The organism is Streptomyces sp. ITFR-6, from assembly GCF_031844725.1.
Taxonomy (GTDB): domain Bacteria; phylum Actinomycetota; class Actinomycetes; order Streptomycetales; family Streptomycetaceae; genus Streptomyces.
On record NZ_CP134612.1, the window covers coordinates 4,622,904 to 4,641,463 of the forward strand.

The 18,560-nt window shown below is 70.9% G+C and carries 15 protein-coding genes; 4 read left to right on the top strand and 11 right to left on the bottom strand.

Going from position 1 to position 18,560, the window contains the following annotated elements; all coding sequences use genetic code 11:
* Nucleotides 1-29: 29 nt before the first annotated feature.
* Genes RLT59_RS20945 through RLT59_RS20990 form a run of 10 tightly spaced genes read right to left on the bottom strand, consistent with a single transcriptional unit; the run spans nucleotide 30 to nucleotide 14,041 of the window.
* Nucleotides 30-1,055 carry a phosphatidylglycerol lysyltransferase domain-containing protein gene (locus RLT59_RS20945; protein ID WP_311304805.1) on the bottom strand — a complete coding sequence of 342 codons (1,026 nt, stop codon included), beginning with the start codon at nucleotides 1,053-1,055 and terminating at the stop codon, nucleotides 30-32.
* Nucleotides 1,052-1,630, bottom strand: coding sequence for a hypothetical protein (locus tag RLT59_RS20950; RefSeq protein ID WP_311304806.1), 579 nt, complete (start codon nucleotides 1,628-1,630; stop codon nucleotides 1,052-1,054). The genes RLT59_RS20945 and RLT59_RS20950 overlap by 4 nt, the downstream gene beginning before the upstream one ends.
* Nucleotides 1,630-2,079, bottom strand: coding sequence for a type II toxin-antitoxin system RatA family toxin (locus RLT59_RS20955; protein WP_311304807.1), 450 nt, complete (start codon nucleotides 2,077-2,079; stop codon nucleotides 1,630-1,632). The genes RLT59_RS20950 and RLT59_RS20955 overlap by 1 nt, the downstream gene beginning before the upstream one ends.
* A gap of 1 nt (nucleotide 2,080) precedes the next feature.
* On the bottom strand, nucleotides 2,081-3,367 hold the full coding sequence (locus RLT59_RS20960; protein WP_311304808.1) for an aspartate aminotransferase family protein: 1,287 nt from the start codon (nucleotides 3,365-3,367) through the stop codon (nucleotides 2,081-2,083).
* Nucleotides 3,368-3,372: 5 nt separating this feature from the next.
* Nucleotides 3,373-4,518, bottom strand: a complete 1,146-nt coding sequence (locus RLT59_RS20965) for an acyl-CoA dehydrogenase family protein (RefSeq protein ID WP_311304809.1) — start codon at nucleotides 4,516-4,518, stop codon at nucleotides 3,373-3,375.
* Complete coding sequence (locus tag RLT59_RS20970; protein WP_311304810.1) at nucleotides 4,518-6,125, bottom strand: aldehyde dehydrogenase family protein; 1,608 nt, start codon at nucleotides 6,123-6,125, stop codon at nucleotides 4,518-4,520. The genes RLT59_RS20965 and RLT59_RS20970 overlap by 1 nt, the downstream gene beginning before the upstream one ends.
* 5 nt (nucleotides 6,126-6,130) lie before the next feature.
* Nucleotides 6,131-8,896, bottom strand: coding sequence for a beta-ketoacyl synthase N-terminal-like domain-containing protein (locus RLT59_RS20975; protein ID WP_311304811.1), 2,766 nt, complete (start codon nucleotides 8,894-8,896; stop codon nucleotides 6,131-6,133).
* Entirely contained in the window at nucleotides 8,893-12,015 is a 3,123-nt protein-coding gene (locus RLT59_RS20980) for a non-ribosomal peptide synthetase (protein ID WP_311304812.1), read from the bottom strand. The genes RLT59_RS20975 and RLT59_RS20980 overlap by 4 nt, the downstream gene beginning before the upstream one ends.
* Before the next feature lie 33 nt (nucleotides 12,016-12,048).
* Entirely contained in the window at nucleotides 12,049-12,828 is a 780-nt protein-coding gene (locus RLT59_RS20985; RefSeq protein WP_311304813.1) for an SDR family NAD(P)-dependent oxidoreductase, read from the bottom strand.
* A gap of 28 nt (nucleotides 12,829-12,856) precedes the next feature.
* On the bottom strand, nucleotides 12,857-14,041 hold the full coding sequence (locus RLT59_RS20990) for an aminotransferase class I/II-fold pyridoxal phosphate-dependent enzyme (protein ID WP_311304814.1): 1,185 nt from the start codon (nucleotides 14,039-14,041) through the stop codon (nucleotides 12,857-12,859).
* A 625-nt stretch (nucleotides 14,042-14,666) separates the two neighbouring features.
* Between RLT59_RS20990 and RLT59_RS20995 the strand changes: the two genes are divergently transcribed.
* Complete coding sequence (locus RLT59_RS20995; protein WP_311304815.1) at nucleotides 14,667-15,131, top strand: SRPBCC family protein; 465 nt, start codon at nucleotides 14,667-14,669, stop codon at nucleotides 15,129-15,131.
* A gap of 24 nt (nucleotides 15,132-15,155) precedes the next feature.
* The gene (locus tag RLT59_RS21000; RefSeq protein WP_311304816.1) at nucleotides 15,156-16,208 is read left to right on the top strand and encodes a fatty acid desaturase family protein; all 1,053 of its coding nucleotides are present in this window, start codon (nucleotides 15,156-15,158) and stop codon (nucleotides 16,206-16,208) included.
* Here RLT59_RS21000 and RLT59_RS21005 read toward each other — a convergent pair.
* Entirely contained in the window at nucleotides 16,168-16,776 is a 609-nt protein-coding gene (locus RLT59_RS21005) for a TetR/AcrR family transcriptional regulator (RefSeq protein WP_311304817.1), read from the bottom strand. The two genes, RLT59_RS21000 and RLT59_RS21005, sit on opposite strands and share 41 nt — an antisense overlap.
* A 157-nt stretch (nucleotides 16,777-16,933) precedes the next feature.
* Between RLT59_RS21005 and RLT59_RS21010 the strand changes: the two genes are divergently transcribed.
* Nucleotides 16,934-17,788: an alpha/beta fold hydrolase gene (locus RLT59_RS21010; protein ID WP_311304818.1), complete on the top strand. Its 855-nt coding sequence runs from the start codon at nucleotides 16,934-16,936 to the stop codon at nucleotides 17,786-17,788.
* Nucleotides 17,785-18,555, top strand: a complete 771-nt coding sequence (locus tag RLT59_RS21015; protein ID WP_311304819.1) for a thioesterase II family protein — start codon at nucleotides 17,785-17,787, stop codon at nucleotides 18,553-18,555. The genes RLT59_RS21010 and RLT59_RS21015 overlap by 4 nt, the downstream gene beginning before the upstream one ends.
* Nucleotides 18,556-18,560: the final 5 nt, after the last annotated feature.

Sequence of the window (18,560 nt, forward strand, 5' to 3'; positions counted from 1 at the left end):
CGTTCTGCCGGGCGTTCCACAACGGAACTTCAGACGGCGCCCGTGGTCTTGAGCAGGTTCCAGAGCGAGGAGGGGCACACCCCGCCCTGGAACGCGATGTACTCCGGCTCGATCGCATGTGGCGCCCACTTGAGCTTGAACGCCTCCTGCGACCGCGCGGGATAGACCAGCCGCCCGTGCTCCGCGACCAGTCGCAGGGCCCGGGTCATCCCGCGGCTCGCGCACTCGGGCTCGTATCGGTCCTCGAGACCGGCGAAGGGGGTCAGCCCGAGGTGCAGCCAGGGCGCAGCGTCCTCCTGGAAGCGGCTGAGGGCCGTCAGGTTGACCAGCTCCACGGTCCCGACCGGGGCCCGGGGCGACCTGCGCGTCAGGTCGTACAGCCAGCCCGGCCGACTGCCCCACACCGGGGAATAGGTGATGTAGCCGACCGTCCGGCCATCGTGCCGGGCGACGAACGTACGGCGCAACGGGGCTCCCGGACCGCCCCGCTCACCGATCAGGAACGACAGCTCCTTCACATGGCGGCCCTTCGCCGCTAGCCACTCAGCGTCGATGGCATCGAGCTCGCGCCGGTCCCTCTGATCGCCCTGATCCGTCTCCACGACGGTCACACCGTCCCGCCGGGCCCGGTTGACGTTCTGCCGGACCTTCGCCAGGGGCTTGCCCCGCAAGGTGAAGCGGGCCAGGTCGATGCCGTAGGTGCTGCCGACCTGGTTCACGGTGAATCCGCGCTCCGCGTACAGCTCCACGTCGGCCCGCCCGACCTGCGCCGCCGTCAGCCGGGGCGTCCCTCCCGGGCCGGACGCCAGGTACCGGAGGAACTCCTCCAGCAGCCGCCCCCGCTCACCCAGTTCGGCGAAGGGGGCCGCGAACTGCACCACATCGCGACGCCCCCGCCGCGTGTAGGCGACGAGTCCGTCGGCACTGCGGCCCGCGTAGCGGTGGGTAGCCCCGTTGAGGGCCAGCACCGCGCTCGGGTGGTCGGCGTGGGCGCGCAGAAGCTCCACGGCCCGCGCCGACTCCCGGTCCGCGACCGCGGCCGGATCCGCGCTCATCCGCGAGTCCCGGCAGGCCGGCGGGACTGTCCGTCCGGTTCCGGAGCACCCCGGCCGCCCGGCTCACCCGGGCGCGCACCGCCCCGGCCCTCACCGCTCCGGTCCGCCCCGACCAGGGACAGGGAGGCCCGGCCGCCCGACTCCACGGCCGTCTCGAACTCCGCGAACGCCGGATGCGGCGCCGGCTCGAACGGCACGGAGAACGGCTTGAGGAAGTTGCCCAGCAGGCCCCGGTCCCCGCACAGGTGCACCGGAACGGCGAGCAGCGCCCACTCCCAGCCGAACAGCCACGCCCACAGGCCGACGACCGCGCCCGCGGTCAGCCAGCTGTGCATCGTGTTGTACAGGACGTAGTACACGCGCGGCACGGAGCCGCCCCGGGCCCGGTGGTGGGCCAGGGCCCCCGGGATGTAGCCGATGAGGTCGATGTACAGGAACAGGCCCACGGCCACCGGCCAGCGCACCTCGTTCCAGTGCGCGATCAGCAGCCAGGCGCTGATGAGCAGGCCCGCCAGGTACTCGCCGCGCAGCAGCCGGTACGTCGTACGGGACTCGAAGCGGTTTGCGGCGTCCACTACGCGCCCTCCCCGCCCAGCAAGGCCTTCAGGATGGTCGCGATGGTCTCGCGCAGCACCCGCTCGGCCACCGGGTCGATGATCCCGGCGAGGCTCGGCAGGCCGAAGTCGAACTTGGCCTGGAACCGCACCACGCACCCGGCGCCGGCCGGGCCCGCGGTTGTCACCTCCCACTGGCCGTCGAACACCTCGAAATCGCCCGCAGTCTGACGGAAGGAGATCAGCATTGCCTCGTCGTCGAAGACGTCCTCCTCGGACCAGGTCAGCACCCCGTTGCGGAAGTCCACCTCCCAGTCGCTGACGACCGCCTCGCTGTCGGCCCCCGGGTGCACCTCCACCCTGCGCACAACGGCGACCAGCTCGGGATAGCGCCCGAAGTCGCGCACCAGCCCGTACGCCGTCCGCGCGTCGACACCCGCACTGTGGTGTTCCAGCTCTACCGCTCTCATGTCAGTTGCTCCTTGTCGTGTCGCCGGTCTGCGGAAAGCGCCCGCCGAGCGACCGTGCGGCTCCGTGGACCGCATCGGACAGCTCGTCCACCTCCGCGCTGCTGAGCACCGCCGGCGGGGTGAAGCGGACGACCGCGTGTGCGTTGAGCGAGTGGTTGACGATGACGTGGCGGTCCAGCAGCTCCAGCAGGAACTCCCCGGCGGTACCTGCGTCATGGAACTCCACGCCGATGAGCAGCCCCACCCCCCGGACGTCGCGAACCAGGTGCCCGCAGTGCTCGGTCAGGGAGCCGCGCAGCCGTTCGAGGAGCTCCTCGCCCAGCTGAGCCGCCCGCTCGGTCAGGCCCTCCTCCCGGATCACGTCGATCGCCGCCTCGGCGGCGACCATGGCGACCGGGGCCGCTGAGAACGTCGAGGTGTGGATGAACGGGTCACGGTCGAAGACCGCGAAGGCATTCTCCGTGGCGATTGCCGCCGCCACCGGAATCACCCCGCCGCTGAGCGACTTGCCGGCCAGCAGGATGTCGGGCGAGACGGCCTCGCGGTCCGCCCCCCACCAAGCGCCGAGCCGGCCCATCCCGGTCTGGATCTCGTCGAGCACGAACAGGGCCCCGGTCGCCCGGCAGAGGTCTGCCACCTCCTTGAGGTAGCCGGACGGCGGGATGACGACACCCGCCTCGCCCTGCACCGGCTCCAGGATGACCACTGCGTCCGAGCCGTCGGCTCCGATCTCCGCCGCCACGGCGGCCGCGCCGCCGTACGGCACGTGGGAGACCAGCGGCAGCAGCGGCCGGAACGGGTCCTGGTACAGCGGCTTCCCGGTCACAGACAGCGCGCCGAGGGTCTTGCCGTGATAGCCGCCGCGCGTCGCGATCACCCGGCGGTGACCGAGGCTGCGGGCCATCTTCAGCGCCGTCTCCACCGCCTCCGCACCCGAACCGGTGAAGTGCACCCGCTCCAGCCCCGTCGGGCAGACCCCGGCAAGTGCCGCCGCGGCCCGCGCGGCCGAAGGCTCCAGCAGCAGCCGCGTGGCCAGCGGCAGCGTACGGATCTGCCGCTCGACCGCGGCGACCACCCGGGGATGGCAGGCACCGGTGAGGAAAACCCCGTACCCGCCGGCGTTGAGGAAGTCCTGGCCGTCGGCCGTACGGATCCGGGAGCCGGCAGAGGAGACCTCGACGTGGCCGCCGAACATCTCGCCGAGCTTGCCGCGCCCCCGGCTCAGGTGCGCCTTGTACCCGGCAGCCACGCTCTGCCCCGTGGGGCGGGCGTGCGGGGCCGCGCCCACGCCGCTCACCGGACCCGCAGGGGCGCGCCGGCGCAGTGGTCGAGCAGCGCCTGCGCGGAGGCCGTGCGCGACGGCGGGTGGAAGGCCAGCGCCCGGCTGACGGCCAGCAGGCTCCCGATGTCGGGCGAGCAGGCGAACGCCAGCCCGCCGAGCACCTCCGCAGCCCGGTCCGCGACGTCCACCAGCAGGTCCTGCACGGCGTAGCGCGCGGTGAGGGACGCCGCCAGCTCGTCGTTGCCCACCGGGCCCGCGTCGACCTGCCGGGCGACGTTCTCGGCCAGCCCTGCGGCCGCCTCCATGCCGGTGACCAGGGCGGCCCGGTCGATGGCGCTGCCGCGGCCGCCGGCCACCGCCGCCTCCGCGAGCCGGGCTACCGTCCCGGTGTACGCCGAGGTGACCAGCAGCTCGAACCAGACGAAGCCCACGGTCTGGAGCGTGTCCAGGCCCGAGCCCAGCTCGACCTGAGGTCGCAGCATCAGCTCCTGCGGTACGTGGACGTCCTCCAGCCGGACCTCGTCGCTCTCCGCACCGGCGAGGAAGGGGGAACCCCAGAACGGCTTGCGGGTGATGCCGGGGGACTGGGCCGGCACCAACGCCACGCCCAGCTCGCTGCCGCCCTGCCCGTCGGCGGTCGGCAGCGCGACCCCGGCGGTCAGCAGGTCCATCGAGTGGGTCAGACTGCACGGCTTCTTGACCCCGTTGACCAGGAAGCCGCCGCCCTCCACGGGCACGGCCGTGACGGACGAGTCCAGGATGCCGGAACCGGTGCGGCCCTCGGCGAACCCGGACGCGACCAGCAGTCGGTCCCGGGCGATGGCCTCGATAAGCATCCACTCCAGGCCGCCCGCGTCCTCCGAGGCGACCAGGGCGACCAGACTGGCCACCGAGAAGTTGTGCATCGCGGCCGCGACCCCGAGCGAAGGGGAGATCGCCCCCAGAGCCCGCCCGACCCGCACGGCGTCCAGGGCGCTTGCGCCCCCGCCCCCGTACGCACCCGGGATGAGCAGCCCCGGTCCGCCGCTGCGGCGGAAGGCGGCCAGCCCCGGCCCGCCCGGCGCCTCGAGCGTCGTCAGGGGGACGCCCCCGAGCTCCTCGGCCAGCCCCGGAAGGTACTTCTCGCACGCCTCGCGGGCGTCGTTCATCGCGCGCATCAGGCCGATGCCTCCTTCGTGAGAACTGCGAACACGGCCTCGGCGGGGCGCACACCGCGCGCCACACTGACGCCCTGGAGGTGGGAGGTGCGTAGCATCGGGTAGTTGGCCTCGCCGCCCGGGCCACCGGTGAGACCGGTGCCGCCGTGGGTGGGCAGGACCGGGAGGAACCCGATGTGCGAGTCGTTCACCTTGAGCAGTCCGCCGCCCCGCACCCCGGCCACGAAGCGGTCGATCACCTGCCGGTCGCCGGCCCACAGCGAGTTGCGCAGCCCGTACTCGTTGGTGTTGACGAACCCCATCACCGCCTCCAGCAGCCCTTCCGTCTCCTCCGGCGCAGGGACAACGACCGGCAGCAGGGGGAAGAAGGTCTCGTGGCGTACGGCTTCCAGGTCCCGGGCCCTCTTGAGCCCGTCGACACGGACGACGGTGGGCTCCAGGAACAGCCCGCCCACCTCGTCCACCTCGCCGCAGACATCCAGCCGGCGGCCGCCACAGACCAGTTCCGCGCTGCCTTCCAGCGCCTGGTTCAGCACGGCCTTGAACAGATCGGTGCGCAGCACGGGCGAGAGCAGCGTCCCCGGCTCCTCGGGGTATCCCGGCCTGATCCCGGCGGCCCGCGCGGTCACCTTCGCCAGCAGCTCGTCCGCGACCGCCGGGTGGACCACCGCGACGTTGGGCACCATGCAGATCTGCCCGGAACCGTAGAACGCCTCGGTGAGCGCCTCGGCGGCCAGATCGAGGTCTGCGTCGTGCCAGACCACGCAGATGTCGTTGCCCGCGAGTTCGAGGACGGGCTTCTTGCCAGCAGCCACGCACCGGGCGCCGAACTCGATCCCCTGCCGGCTGCCGCCGAAGTACATGACATCGTCGACGAGCGGGCTATCCAGCCACGTCCGTATGGTGGCGGGCGCGTCCGAGCAGAGCACCGAGAGCGCCGCAGCGGGGGCGCCGACGGCCTCCAGGGCCGGCGCGATCAGCTCCCGCAGGATGTGCATCACGCCCAGCGGCGCGCTCCGCGGGGCCCGGACCACCAGCGCATTGCCCGCCGCCAGCGCCCACACACCTAGCAGGACGTTGGCGACCGTCGCGTTCTGCGGTGGGTTCAGGCAGACCACCCCATCGGCGACACGGCGCACCGTCAGCTCCCGCTGCGCCGTGTCGACCCGGTGCTCCATCAGGGCCGCGAGGAACTCGCGTGTCTGCGGTGCGGTGTTGGCGAGGATGCCGGAGGCCTCCCAGCGGGCCAGCGCTGAGGGATGCCCCTCGGCGACCATCAGGTCGACGATCTCGTCGTGCTTCTCGCGCACCAGGTCGTGGAAGACCTCGACCAGCCGCAGCCGGGTCGCGAGCGGGGCGGCCGACCACTCGGCGGCCGCCCGGGAGGCCGACTGCAGTGCCGCCTCCACCTCGTGGGGATCGGCGACGGCGCAGCGCCCGATCACGTCCTGCGGCGCGTCCTTGTGGGCGAGCTGCCCGCGTTCCAGATCGCGCTTGGTCCGTACGGAGCCGAAGAAGTCACGCAGCATGGCGGAGGCCCGCACGGTGTACACCCATCGGGTGCCCGGCCGGTCCTGCCCGTCCACGTAGGAGCCGTAGCTCAGCATCGCGGTCAGCCTTCCTGGTCGTTCGGGGCGAGGGCCGAGCCGAGCGCGGCCCCGAGGCGGGCGATCCGGTCGCCCTCGTCGAACATGGAGAAGTGGTCGCCGGGAACCTTCGCCACCACCAGGTGGCCGGTGATGTGGTCGCCCCACAGGGACTTGTCGCGCGGGTTCATGCGCAGTGCGTCGAGCAGCGCCTCGCCCTCCGGCTCCTCCGCCTGGAGCAGGACGAGGTCACCCGCGAACCGGCGGTCCGGGTAGTAGCCCTTGAGCAGGTCGTGGTTGTGCTGCCACACGTCGAGGAAGCCCTGCTCCCGCAACATCTGCGGGTCCACGCCCCGGACCGCCGCGGCCTCGAACAGCACCGGGAAGACTGCCTGGAACTCCTCCTCGTCCAGGTGCCCGCCCACGTACGTCTCCGGCGCGTGGGCGTCGAGCATGACCAGCAGCTCGACCCGCTCACCGCTCTTCTGGAGCTGGAGCGCCATCTCGAAGGCCACGTTCCCGCCGAACGAGTAGCCGCCCAGGCGGTACGGCCCCTGCGGTTGCTCCCGGCGGATCCACTCGACGTAGAGCGCCGCCAGTTCACGCAGCGTGCCGGGCCGCAGGGCCGGGTCCGTGGGGAAGGACAGCGCGCGCAGCGGCGCACCCTGCGCCGTCTGGGCGGCCAGCCGGAAGTACAGGAAGTTGGTGCCGCCCGCCGGCGGGACCAGGTACACGGGAGTGCCCTCACCATCGCGAACCGGTGTGATCCCGCTGTGCGCGGCTGCCGTGCCGGAGCGCGCCGCGCGGATGTGGGCCGCCATCTCGTCGGGTGTGCGCAGCCGGGCGAACTCGTCGACGTCCAGCTCGATCTCGAAAGCGCTGCGCAGGGCGGTGACCATCTCCACGGCGAGCATGGAGTCCCCACCGAGCGCGTAGAAATCGTCGTCCGGGGCGATCTGGTCTATGCCCAGTCCCTGTTGGAGCAGTTCGACCACATGCTCCAGGACGTCGTCGTCGGTCGCGTCCGGTGCGGCGACGGCGATGGACTTCGCGGCCCCCGCCGCGGGGGATTCGGCGGGGGCCCCGGCCACCGCACCGGCCCGGAGGTCGGGCTCGATCCAGTGGCGCTCCGGCCGGAAGGGGTAACCCGGCAGGGAGATCTTGAGGGCCGGTCCGTGGGCCCAGCCCGCCTCGGGCAGCGCCGAGTGCGTCGGCGCCCCGGCGAGCAGCGCGTCGAGACCCGCGCGCAGCTCGTCATGGGTGGCCGCCGTGAACACGTGCCGTACGGGCAGCAGTGCCCGGCCCGTGAGCAACGTGTACGCGATGTTCCGGACGGCCGGCGGCTCGGCACCGTCCAGGAGAGCGCGCAGCGCGCGGCCTTGGTCGGCCAGCGCCTCGGCGTCCCACGCGGACAGCACGACCGGGTAGGGGATTCCGGGCCGCCCGGCGGGCGGTTCCTCCCGTACGGGCGGGGCCGCGAGCACGGCGTGCGCGTTCGTGCCGCCCAGTCCGAAGGAGCTGACCGCCGCGGCCCGCAGGGGAGCGGCCGGCGGATGGTCCACGGTCTCGGTGGGCACCGTGTAGGGCTGGTCGTCGAGCCGCAGGTGCGGGTTGGGCGTGTCGTAGTTGATCTGCCGCGGCACCTTCTGGTGGTGGAGGGCGAGCGCCGCCTTGATCAGGCCCGTCACTCCGGCCGCCGCGTCGAGGTGCCCGACATTGGCCTTGAGGCTGCCGATCGTGCAGTCGGGGGCCGGGCCGCCGGCCTCCCGGTAGGCGGCGCCGAGTGCGTGCAGCTCCAGCGGATCCCCGACGGCGGTTCCGGTGCCGTGGGTCTCGACGTACCCGACGTGCGAGGCGGGGACTCCCGAGGCCTCGACGGCCGCCCGGATGACCGCCCGCTGGCCCTGCGGGCCGGGCGCCGTGAAGCCGATCTTGTCCGAGCCGTCGTTGTTGACGGCCGTGCCCCGGATGACGGCGTAGACGCGGTCTCCGTCCTCCAGGGCGTCGGCGAGCCGCTTGAGGACGACGACACCGCAGCCGTTGCCCTTGATCGTGCCGGCGGACCGGGCGTCGAAGACACGGCAGTGGCCGTCGCGGGAGAGGATCCCGCCCTCCTGGTACTCGTACCCCGAGGTCTGCGGGAACGTGATGCTCACGCCGCCCGCGAGCGCGGCCCGTACCTCACCGCGCGCCAGCGCCTGGCAGGCCAGGTGGACGGCGGTCAGCGAGCTGGAGCAGGCGCTCTGCACGGTCATGCTGGGTCCGCGCAGGTCGAGCTTGTACGAGACGCGGGTGGCCAGGAAGTCCTTGTCGTTGCCCAGCAGCACCGGGTACGACAGGGCGGCGTCCGCGTATTCGACCGAACGCAGCACATTGGCCAGCAGGTACGTGCTCATGCTGGTGCTCGCGAAGACACCCACCCGGCCGCCCGCGTCGTGCGCGGCCAGGCCCGCGTCCTCCAGAGCCTGCCAGGCGCAGGTCAGGAAGACCCGGTGCTGGGGGTCCATCAGACGGGCGTCGCGCTGGGTGACGCCGAAGAAGCCGGCGTCGAAGAGGTCCGCGTCCGAGAGGTCCGCGCCCCGCGGGACCCGGCCGGCAGAGGCGATCTGCTCCGGGGAGACGCCCGCCTCGGCCATCTCCTCGTCGGGGAACCGGCGGACGGACTCGACACCGTCGAGCAGGCACTGCCAGAGCTCGTCCGTCGTCGCCGCGCCGGGGAAGCGTCCCGCCATCCCGACGATGGCCACGGCCTCGCCCGTCGCTCCGGGCGTTGACCGAGTGGTCCGGTTCATCGGCTGTCCCCTCGTACGGCGTCGATGTGCGCCGCGAGCCGGCGCACCGTGGTGTGGGTGTAGAGCTCGATCATTTCCAGGCCGGGCACGGCCAGGTGTTCCTGGAGCAGTCGGTGTACCTGGACCACGTGCATGGAGGAGCCGCCGATGTCGAAGAAGTTGTCCTCGGGGCCGATCCCGATCCCGGGGAGCACCTGGCCCCAAATGGCGTGGACGGCGGCCTCGGTGCCGTTGCCGGCCCCGGAGCAGGGCACACCGGGCGCGCCCTGCTCCAGGGCCGCTGCGGGAACCGCCGGCCACGGCAGCGCCGCGTCGTCGATCTTCCCGTTGAGGGTCAGGGGGAGCGCCGCGGAGCGGACGAACTGTGCGGGCACCATGTACGAGGGCAGCCGCTCCCGTAGCGCCTGCCTGATCTCGCCGGGCTCCGGCAGGCTCGCCCCGGCCGCGAAGGCGACCAGCCGGGGGTGCTCCGGGTCGCGCTCGTCGAGCCGGACGGTGCACTCGCGGACGCCGGGGACCGAGAGCAGCGCCGTCTCGATCTCACCGAGTTCGATGCGGAAGCCGCGAAGCTGCACCTGCTTGTCGATCCGGCCGAGGTGCACGAGCGTGCCGTCGGGCCGCACCATGCCGAGGTCGCCGCTGCGGTAGAGCGTCTTCCCGCCCAGGACGGGGAACCGCTCCGCCGTCAACTCTGGCAGACCGAGGTAGCCGAGCGAGACGCCCGCGCCGCCGACGACCAGCTCCCCGGGGACGCCCGGCGGGCAGATGTTGCCGTCCGTGTCGACGACCGTGACCGTCAGGTCCGGCAGCGGCCGGCCGATCGCCGAAAGGACCTCCGTGCGGGCGCTCTGCGGAGTGACCGGATGGTGGGTGACGTGGACCGTTGTCTCGGTGATGCCGTACATGTTCACCAGCTGGGCCCGCTCGCCCATCACCTCGTACCAGGCGTTCAGCGAGGCGTACCGCAGTGCCTCGCCGCCGAAGACCACGTAGCGGACGGCGAGGCGCTCGCCGTCGCCCGGTTCGAGCACCTTCATCAGCTGGCCGAACCCGGAGGGCGTCTGGCTGAGGACCGTGACCTGCTCCCGGACGAGGAACTCCCGGAACTGGTCGGGGGACTTGGCGCAGTCCTCCGGGACGATGGCCAGCCGGCCGCCGTACAGGAGCGCGCCGAAGATCTCCCAGACGGAGAAGTCGAAGGCGTACGAATGGAACAGGCTCCAGGTGTCCTGGGGACCGAATCCGAAGTGGCCCTCGCAGGAGCGCATCAGCCGCATCACATTGCGGTGGGTGACCTGGACGCCCTTGGGGCGGCCGGTGGAACCGGAGGTGAAGATGACGTACGCGCAGGCGTCCGGGTCGTCCTGCGGCGCCGGGCCGGCGCTACTCCCGCCGGCCGGGGCCGGCGCGAGTAGCGGCGCCGCCGGCAGGAAGCGGGAGACGGGCGAGGGCCAGTGCTCCGCGTCCACCACGATCGGCAGCCCGCCCGGGAAGCTCTCCAGGATCGAGTCGATCCGGGACACGGGGGAGTTGGGGTCGAGCGGGACGTAGGCCTTGCGCGCCATGAGCGTGCCGAGGATGACGGCGATCAGGTCGACCCCGCGCCGCATGGCGATGCCGACATCGGGGCTGTCCGTGGCGGCCGAGAGCCGTGCGGCCACCCGGGCCGCCCGCTCGCCCAGCTCGGCGTAGGTCAGCTCCTCACCGCGGTCGCGGACGGCGATGCGCTGCGGGTGCGCCCGCGCGGTCCGCTCGAACCAGGCGGCCAGGGACGGTGGCACCTCGAAGGGCTCGCCGCCGGCGTCCGGGTTGACCAGGGCGAACAGCTCGCGCTCGGCTTCGACGGACAGGGCGGGGATCTCCTCGATCCGCCGCTTGGGGTCCTGCGCCACCACCGTCAGGACGTGCCGCATCACGCTCAGCGGATCAGTGCGCCACTGCTCGTCGCTGCATTCGGCATTGAGGACGAAGGCGGTCCCGGAGTCCTCGACGTTCATGGAGAGCGGGTACTTCACCTGGCGCCGAGGGAGCGGAACGGACTCGACGGTGGCGCCGTCCAGCCGGAAGCGCAGCGGCTCCTTGTAGTAGGTGAAGGTGTTGTCGGTGGAAAGCAGACCACCCGCGAGCCGGGTGCTGACCTCACGGGCATGCGCACCCAGGTCGAAGCTCTGGTGGCGCAGCATGCCGACGGTCGTCGACTGCACGGCCCGGCACAGCTCCTCGAAGGTGCCGTGTTCCGTGAGATCCACCGCGAGCGGGAGCGTGTTGACGAAGTAGCCGTATGCCTGTCGCTGGCGCAGTCCGCGGCGGTTGGCCAGCGGGATGCCGGTGACGAGCTCGCGGCCGCCGGTGACCCGTGCGTACGTGACGAGGTAGGCGGCGAGGAAGAACGCGAACGGCGTGCAGCCGAGCTCCTTCGTGCGGGTGAGAATCAACTCGCGTAATTCCGCGTCGAGTTCAAGGCTGCGCTCGTCGCCGATCCGGGCACCGGAGGCGGTGCGGCGGCCCTGGAGGCGATCGTCACCCAGGGTGGTGAGGTGGCCGAGGCGCGTGCGGAAGAACTCGAGGGCGTCGGCGCTCGGCGGCGCGGCGTCGGTGAAGGAGGCCGGACCGTCGTCGACGGACGGCGGGAGGGCTGCTTCGGGGTCGGCGTAGAGGCGCTCCAGCTCCGAGAGGAAGTTGAAGTAGCTGTAGCCGTCGTTGACCAGATGGGAGAACAGGACCGTGGCGTAGGCGGCCTCGTCGTCCCGGTACACGTGGAAGGCGTACTGGCGCCCACCGGGCGGGATCGGGGTGTCACTCTGCTCCGCGATCAGCCGGGCGATCACCTCCTCGGCGTTGCCGGGGAGGACGGTGAGCGGCACCAGGGCGTCAAGGTCCGCCTCCGGGGCACGGCGGATGGCGTGCACGGCGCCGTCGGTGGATTCGAAGGTCGCGTTGAGGGCGTGGATGCTGCGGGCGAGGCGGCCCAGCGCCGCGCGCAGTCGCTCCACGTCGACATCGCCCGTGATGCGGTACAGGCGGCTGAGGTTGAAGGAGGCGTCGTCCGGAAAGAGCTGGTGGTGGGTGTGGAGCTTGAGCTGAGCTGTTGTGGCCGGTGATATCGCCGGACCCGTCATTGTGTTCCCCCATGAAGTTCTTGCTGTTTGTGCTCAGTGGTCGGGTTTGCTGATGTCCCACGCGAACCGCCGCGACAGCGACCTGGGCAGGTGGCGCAGTCCCCAGGCGGCGGTCTTGTACCGAAGGCTCGGGATGCTGAGCACCTTGCCCTTGTGTAGATCGCGCAGGGCCGAGCGGACGACGTCGTCGGCGTGGAGCCACAGCCAGGGCGGCGGGAAGGTCGTCGGGATACCGGCCCGCTGGTGGAACTCGGTCCTGGTGTAGCCGGGCAGGAGGGCCATCATCCGCACGCCTGCGTCGCGTACCTGCTGTGAGACGGCCAGCGATTCGGTGAAACCGATGATCCAGGCCTTGCTGGCGGGGTACGTCGAGCTCAGCCAGGCGGGGCCGATTCCCGCGACGCTGGCGACGTTGATGACCGACCCCGAGCGCCGATGGGTCATCTCGCCCAGCGCGGCGTCGGTGAGCCGCAGGACGGCGCGTACGTTGAGGTCGAGGAGGCGTTCCTCGGCCTGGATGCCGGTCTTGAGGAACGGGTCGTCGTAGCCGATGCCCGCGTTGTTGACGAGCAGGTCGACGGCCGGCTCGGCCGCCAGCCGCGCCGTGACCCGGGCGCAGCCCTCGTCGGTGGTGAGGTCGGCGGGAAGGGCCTCGGCCATGACCCCGTGGCCGGCCTGGATGAGCTCGGCATGCTCCTTCAGGTCGCGTTCCGATCGCGCGACGAGGACCAGGTCGTAACCCTGTTCTGCCAGGGCCCGGGTGAACGACTTGCCGAGACCGGCCGTCGCTCCCGTGATCAGTGCAGTGGGCATGTGTTGTCAGCTCCGGTCGGATGGGTGGTCAGAGACGCGCTTCCGCGCGCAGCACCTGGTCGCGGACCGCGCGGAAGCCGGCTACCGCCCGCTGCAGCTGCTCCTCGGTCTGGGCCGCGGTGTAGCTGGTGCGAAGCCTGGGCGAGGCGGCGGGTGGCAACACGGCGTTGACGTAAACGCCCTGCTCGATGAGGAGGTTCCAGGCCAGGAGCGTGCTCATGTCGTTGCCGATCTCGACGGGGACGATCGGGGTCTCACTGGCGCCCACCTCGTAGCCCAGGGCGGTCAGCTCGCGCCGCATGAAGTCGGCGTTGTCGGCGACCGTGCTGCAGCGCCAGGGCTCCGCCTGCAGGATCCGCAGGGATTCCAGGGCGGCGGCCGTGTTGGAAGGGCTGGCGCTCGCGGAGAACATCAGGCTGCGCGCGTTGTGCCGCAGGTAGTCGATCACGTCCTCGTCGCCGAGGATCGCGCCGCCGATCGAGCCGAAGGCCTTGGAGAAGGTCAGCGTGATCAGCGGGACGCTCGCGGTGAGCCCGAAGTGGGAGCTGGTGCCCCTTCCCTTGTCGAGGACGCCGCCGCCGTGGGCGTCGTCCACGAGCAGGGTCGCGCCCAACTCGTCGCATATGTGCACCAGTTCGGGCAGCGGGCAGAGATCTCCCTCCATGCTGTAGACGCCGTCGACGACGACCATGCACGGGGCGGTCCCGGCGAGGCGGGAGAGCTTGGCGTAGAGGTCGTTCGTGTCGTTGTGCGCGAACCACTGGATCTTGGCCCGGCTCAGCCGTGCGGCGTCGATGAGAGAGGCGTGGGCCTCCTTGTCCAGGAAGACGATGTCGCCGGGACCGCACAGTCCGGCGATCGCGCCCAGATTGGCCTGGTAGCCGGTGGTCAGGACGAGGGCTGCGGGCTTCCCGAAGAACTCGGCCAGTTCGCGTTCGAGCTGGTCGTGCAGCTCCAGGTTCCCGTTGAGGAACCGGGACCCGGTGCAGCCTGCTCCGTAGCGCTCGGTCGCCCGGACGGCGGCCTCGATCACCCGCGGATCGGTGGACAGCCCCAGGTAGTCGTTGGAGCCGCACATCACCACTTCGCGGCCGTTCGTCATGCGGGCGGTGCCGGCGTCGCGGCCGTCGAAGTTGAGGAAGTAAGGGTAGAGGCCGGCGGCCTTTGCCTCACGCGCTCGTGTGTAGGAGGTGCACTTGTCGATGACGCTCACAATTCATCCTTCTGATGTCTTGGAGAGTGAAATGGAGGTGCTTACACGCGGAATGCGGAGTTCAACTTCCCGAATGACCATTCCGAGGATTCCGGACATGGTGGTCAGCTCCCAGTCGTCCGACACGTGAGGGGTGTCGTGGGAGGTGGCGGTGTTCGGGTGTTGCGGCTCCGTGAATCTTTCGCGGAGCAGGGTCATCAGCGTTCCCAGGAATGCCAGATGAGGCGAAGAGTAGATGCGATGTCGCAGATTGCACCGGCAATCGCGGATGCGGCCTTGGCCATGTTTCCCCCATGGAATGCCCGCGTACGCCGTCGTTCGCCGGTGCGTGTGCACTGGCGGCCGGGAGGCGGGCGTTTGTGTGCGCTGCGGTACCACGCAGCAGCTCGCGAGGGTTCCCCCCCTCGCTCAGAACGGATCGACTCGTTCTAAACGTATGCGTGTGGCTCGAGATCGTCAAGTGAATTCCAGCCGACGGGCTTGCTTCTGCCGGGGAGTTGAGGATCACGTCATCGTTGGCCGAAAGCAGTTTCTCCGGTGATGTCCTGTCGCCGCTTTCGCCTCCGGGCCGCATACTCCTGGGTGTTCCGGACCTGGATGCAGGAGGAGAATGATGCGACGTCAGATGAGCACCGAAGTGGACATCTTCGTGAATTCCTCGCAGATGGATATGTATGCGGCCGTGGCCGATGTCCGTTCCATGGGGAAGTACAGTCCCGAGTGCAAGTTGGTCCTCGGGCCGCGCGGCCGCGCCGCGGCCGGCCGGAATTTCGTCGGCATCAACCGCAAAGGGCTTTTCATCTGGTTCACTTGGTGCCGCGTCACATGCGCCGAGGCGCCCGAACGTTTCACGTTCGATGTGAGCACTTTCGGTCTTCCCGTGGCCCGCTGGAGCTACCGGTTCACGCCCGAGGGCGGTGGAGTCAGGGTCACGGAGTCCTGGACCGACCTCCGGACAGGTCGAGGCGCCCGTATCACCGAGCTGCTCGGTCTCCTCTTCACCGGAACGCCGGCGGGGCGCCGCGCGGACATCAACCGCGCGGGCATGCGCACCACGCTCCTACGGCTCAAGCGCGCCGTGGAGCGATGACCCTCCCAGAGAAAGGCGACAGCCATGACGACGGACCAGGCCCCGGCCCCGGTCTCCACCCCCATCTCTACCCCCCGCTCCTTCGCCCCCCTCCAAGCGGCAGTGCGCGAGGCGGGTCTGCTCCGGCCCCGCACCGGCTACTACGCCGTCAAGTTCCTGACCAACACCGTCCTCATGGCGGCGGCCTGGGGTCTCTTCTGGTGGCTCGGTGACTCCTGGTGGCAGCTGGCCTCCGCCGTTCTACTCGCCTTCGCGTACGGCCAGACCGGACTCCTCGGGCACGACGTGGGCCACGCCCAGGTCACCCGCAACCGGCGCGCGATGACCGTGCTCGGCCTCATCCACGGCAACCTCCTGCTGGGCTTCAGCTACGGCTGGTGGATGAACCACCACACCCGCCACCACAACCACCCCAACCACCTGGACCACGATCCGGACATCCTGCGCCGTGTCGTGGCCTTCTCGCCCCGGCAGGCACAGGGCGTCTCGGCGCTGCGCGCCGTCGTGATCCGCCACCAGGCGCCCCTCTTCTTCCCGCTGTTGAACCTGGAGGGCATCGGCCTGCGCGTCGGATCGATGATCGCCATCCGGCGCGGCATCGTCCGGCACCCGCGCATCGAATCGTTCCTGCTGGCGGTCCATGCCGTTGTCTATGCGGTGGTGGTCTTCTCCCTGCTCAGCCCGCTCCTCGCGGTTGCGTTCATCGCCCTCCACCAGGGCCTGTTCGGGGTGTACCTCGGCTGTGTCTTCGCCCCGAACCACAAGGGGATGCCGGTACGGGACGGCGAGGCGGAACCCGACTGGCTGAGTCGTCAGGTCCTCACCTCGCGCAACATCCGCAGCTCGCTGTTCCACGACTTCTTCTACGGCGGGCTCAACTACCAGATCGAGCACCACCTCTTCCCGACGGTGCCACGGCCGAACCTTCGCAAGTGCCGGCCGTTGACGATGGCGCACTGCGCCGCGCAGGGTCTGACGTACTACGAGGTCTCGGCGACCCGCTCGTACATCGAGGTCCTGGCGCACCTGCGCGAGGTCACCGAGCAGGTGCGGGAGGGCACTTCGCGGACCGTGTGATCCCATCCATCAGCATGTCGACGAGGTCGCGGGTATAGGTCTCGGCCACCTCGCCCCGGCGGACCAGGACGCGCATCCACAATGCGCCGGCCATGGCGTCCACGAGCGGCGCCGGATCAGCGTCGGGCGGCAGGTCGCCGCGCGCCACCGCGCGTTCGAAGACCGGCTGGTGCCGCCCGAAGCGGTCATCGAGGAACGAGATCACCAGCTCGCGCATCGCCTGGTGGCGCACCGCGCCGACGAGCGCCGCCTCCACCACGGTCCGCCGGGGCTCGTCGTCCAGTAGGTCCTGCAGCCGCTCAGCGAGGTCGGTCAGGTCGCCGCGAAGACTGCCGGTGTCGGCGAGCTCGAACTGCAACACGTGCGAATGCAGCAGCGCATCGCGCAGCAGCTCTGACTTCGATGCCCACCAACGGTAGATGGTCGTCTTGTTCACCCCGGAACGCTGGGCCACCCCCTCGATGGTCAGGGAGTCGTAGCCCAGGCCGCCCAGCATGTCCAACGTGGCCGTGAAGATCTCGGCCTTGCGCCGCGGACCGCCGACGTCGCCCTCTTGCTTCCGTGTCACCGGATACCACCTTCGCTCATGTCGGGAACCACTCTACTGCAACGCAACGTAGTGTTGCATTTGGATGCCGAACCTCTTAGAGTGCAACGCAACGTTGCGTTTGTTTTGGCTCCCTTCCGTGGGCGCCGTCATCGCACCCACCAGGGGGTATGGACACATGCGTGCTGAGCGACCCGGGGACCCGGGGGCGGGGCTGGCACCCGCTGCCGGTCGGCCGGGGATCTGGACCGCCGGGCCGGACGAGGGCATCCCCCTGGTCCTCGTCCACGGCATCCGGGTATCCGCCCGCATGTGGGCCCCGCATGCCCGCCGGCTGACTCCGCGCTTCCGGATCACGGCCCCCGACCTACCGGGACACGGCACCCAACGCGAGCGCCCCTTCTCCTTGGAAGACGCGGTCGCAAGGGTCGGCCTCGCCGTGGAGGAGGCGATGCTGGCCACTGGCCAGCCGCCCCTGGTCGTAGGCGCCTCCCTGGGCGGCTACGTCGCCCTCGCCTACGGCGCCGCCCACCCCGACCGCGCGGCCGCAGTCCTGGTACAGGGGGCGACCGCCCGGCCCGACCGCCTCACCGGCTGGGTCTACCGCACCGCCGCACGGGCAATTTGGGCACTCGGTCCGGCTCGCGCCGCCCGACTCAACGACCGGGCACTCAAGAAGCGTCTGCCCTCCGACAGCTACGAGGCCATCGTGGCCGGCAGTCTCACCATGCACGCCTTCGTCGAGGTCGTCGAAGACCTCACGCGACGCGACTTCCTCAACGTGGCAGGCCGCACCAGACTGCCCGTCCTGTTCGTCAACGGCCGCGGCGACCGACTCTTCCGCACCCAGGAAAAGGAGTTCGTCAGCGCCGTCCGCTCCGCCGGCGGATACGCAAGGCTGTTCCACGTCCACGGACCGCACGACATGTCGATCAGTGACCCGACCGCGTTCACCCGCATCGTGGAACGCGGTTACGCACTCCTGTCGGGCGCACGACCCGACGCCTTCTCCCCGCCGGGGGAGACGACATGACCGCCTGGATCCAGGAGTGGACCCCACACCTCCCCGACGGCGCGGCCACCGCCCGCATCCTGTGCCTGCCCTACGCCGGCGCAGGCGCCGCCGCCTACCGCACCTGGGCCACCGCCATGCCGCCCGGTGCCGAACTCCACGCTGTGGAACTCCCCGGCCACGGACGCCGATTGCCCGAGCCCCCCGGCGCCGACCTCACCGAGATCATCGAAGCCCTGACCCCGCTCGCGGCCCGCCCCGGACCACCACTCGTCCTGTTCGGACACAGCATGGGCGCCCTGCTCGCCTACGAACTGTGTCGCGCCCTGACCACGTTCGGCGCCGCACCAGCAGCGCTCGTCCTCTCCGCCATGTCCCCCGCGCACCTCGTCGACCGCACGGCCCAGCGGGCACTCGCCGAGAACCCGGACGCCCTCCTCGACCACGTACGCGAACTGGGCGCAACCCCGCCGGAGGTCCTGCACACAGCCGCGCTGCGCGAACTCGTCCTGCGCACCATGCGCGCCGACCTCCGCCTCCTCGCCGCATTCCCCGACCCCGCCACCGACGACCCCCTTCCGGCCAACATTCCCGTCACCGCACTGAGCGGGCAGACCGACAGGCTCTACCCACCGCACACCGTGGCCGCCTGGACGGCGATCGCCGAACGCTGGGAAGGGATGCACGTCCTGCCCGGCGGCCACTTCTTCCCCTGGCAAGGCGACACCGGCCCCCGCCTCGTCGCCGCCCTTGCACAGACCGCCGCATCCGCAGCCCGGCCCGCGTAACGCCT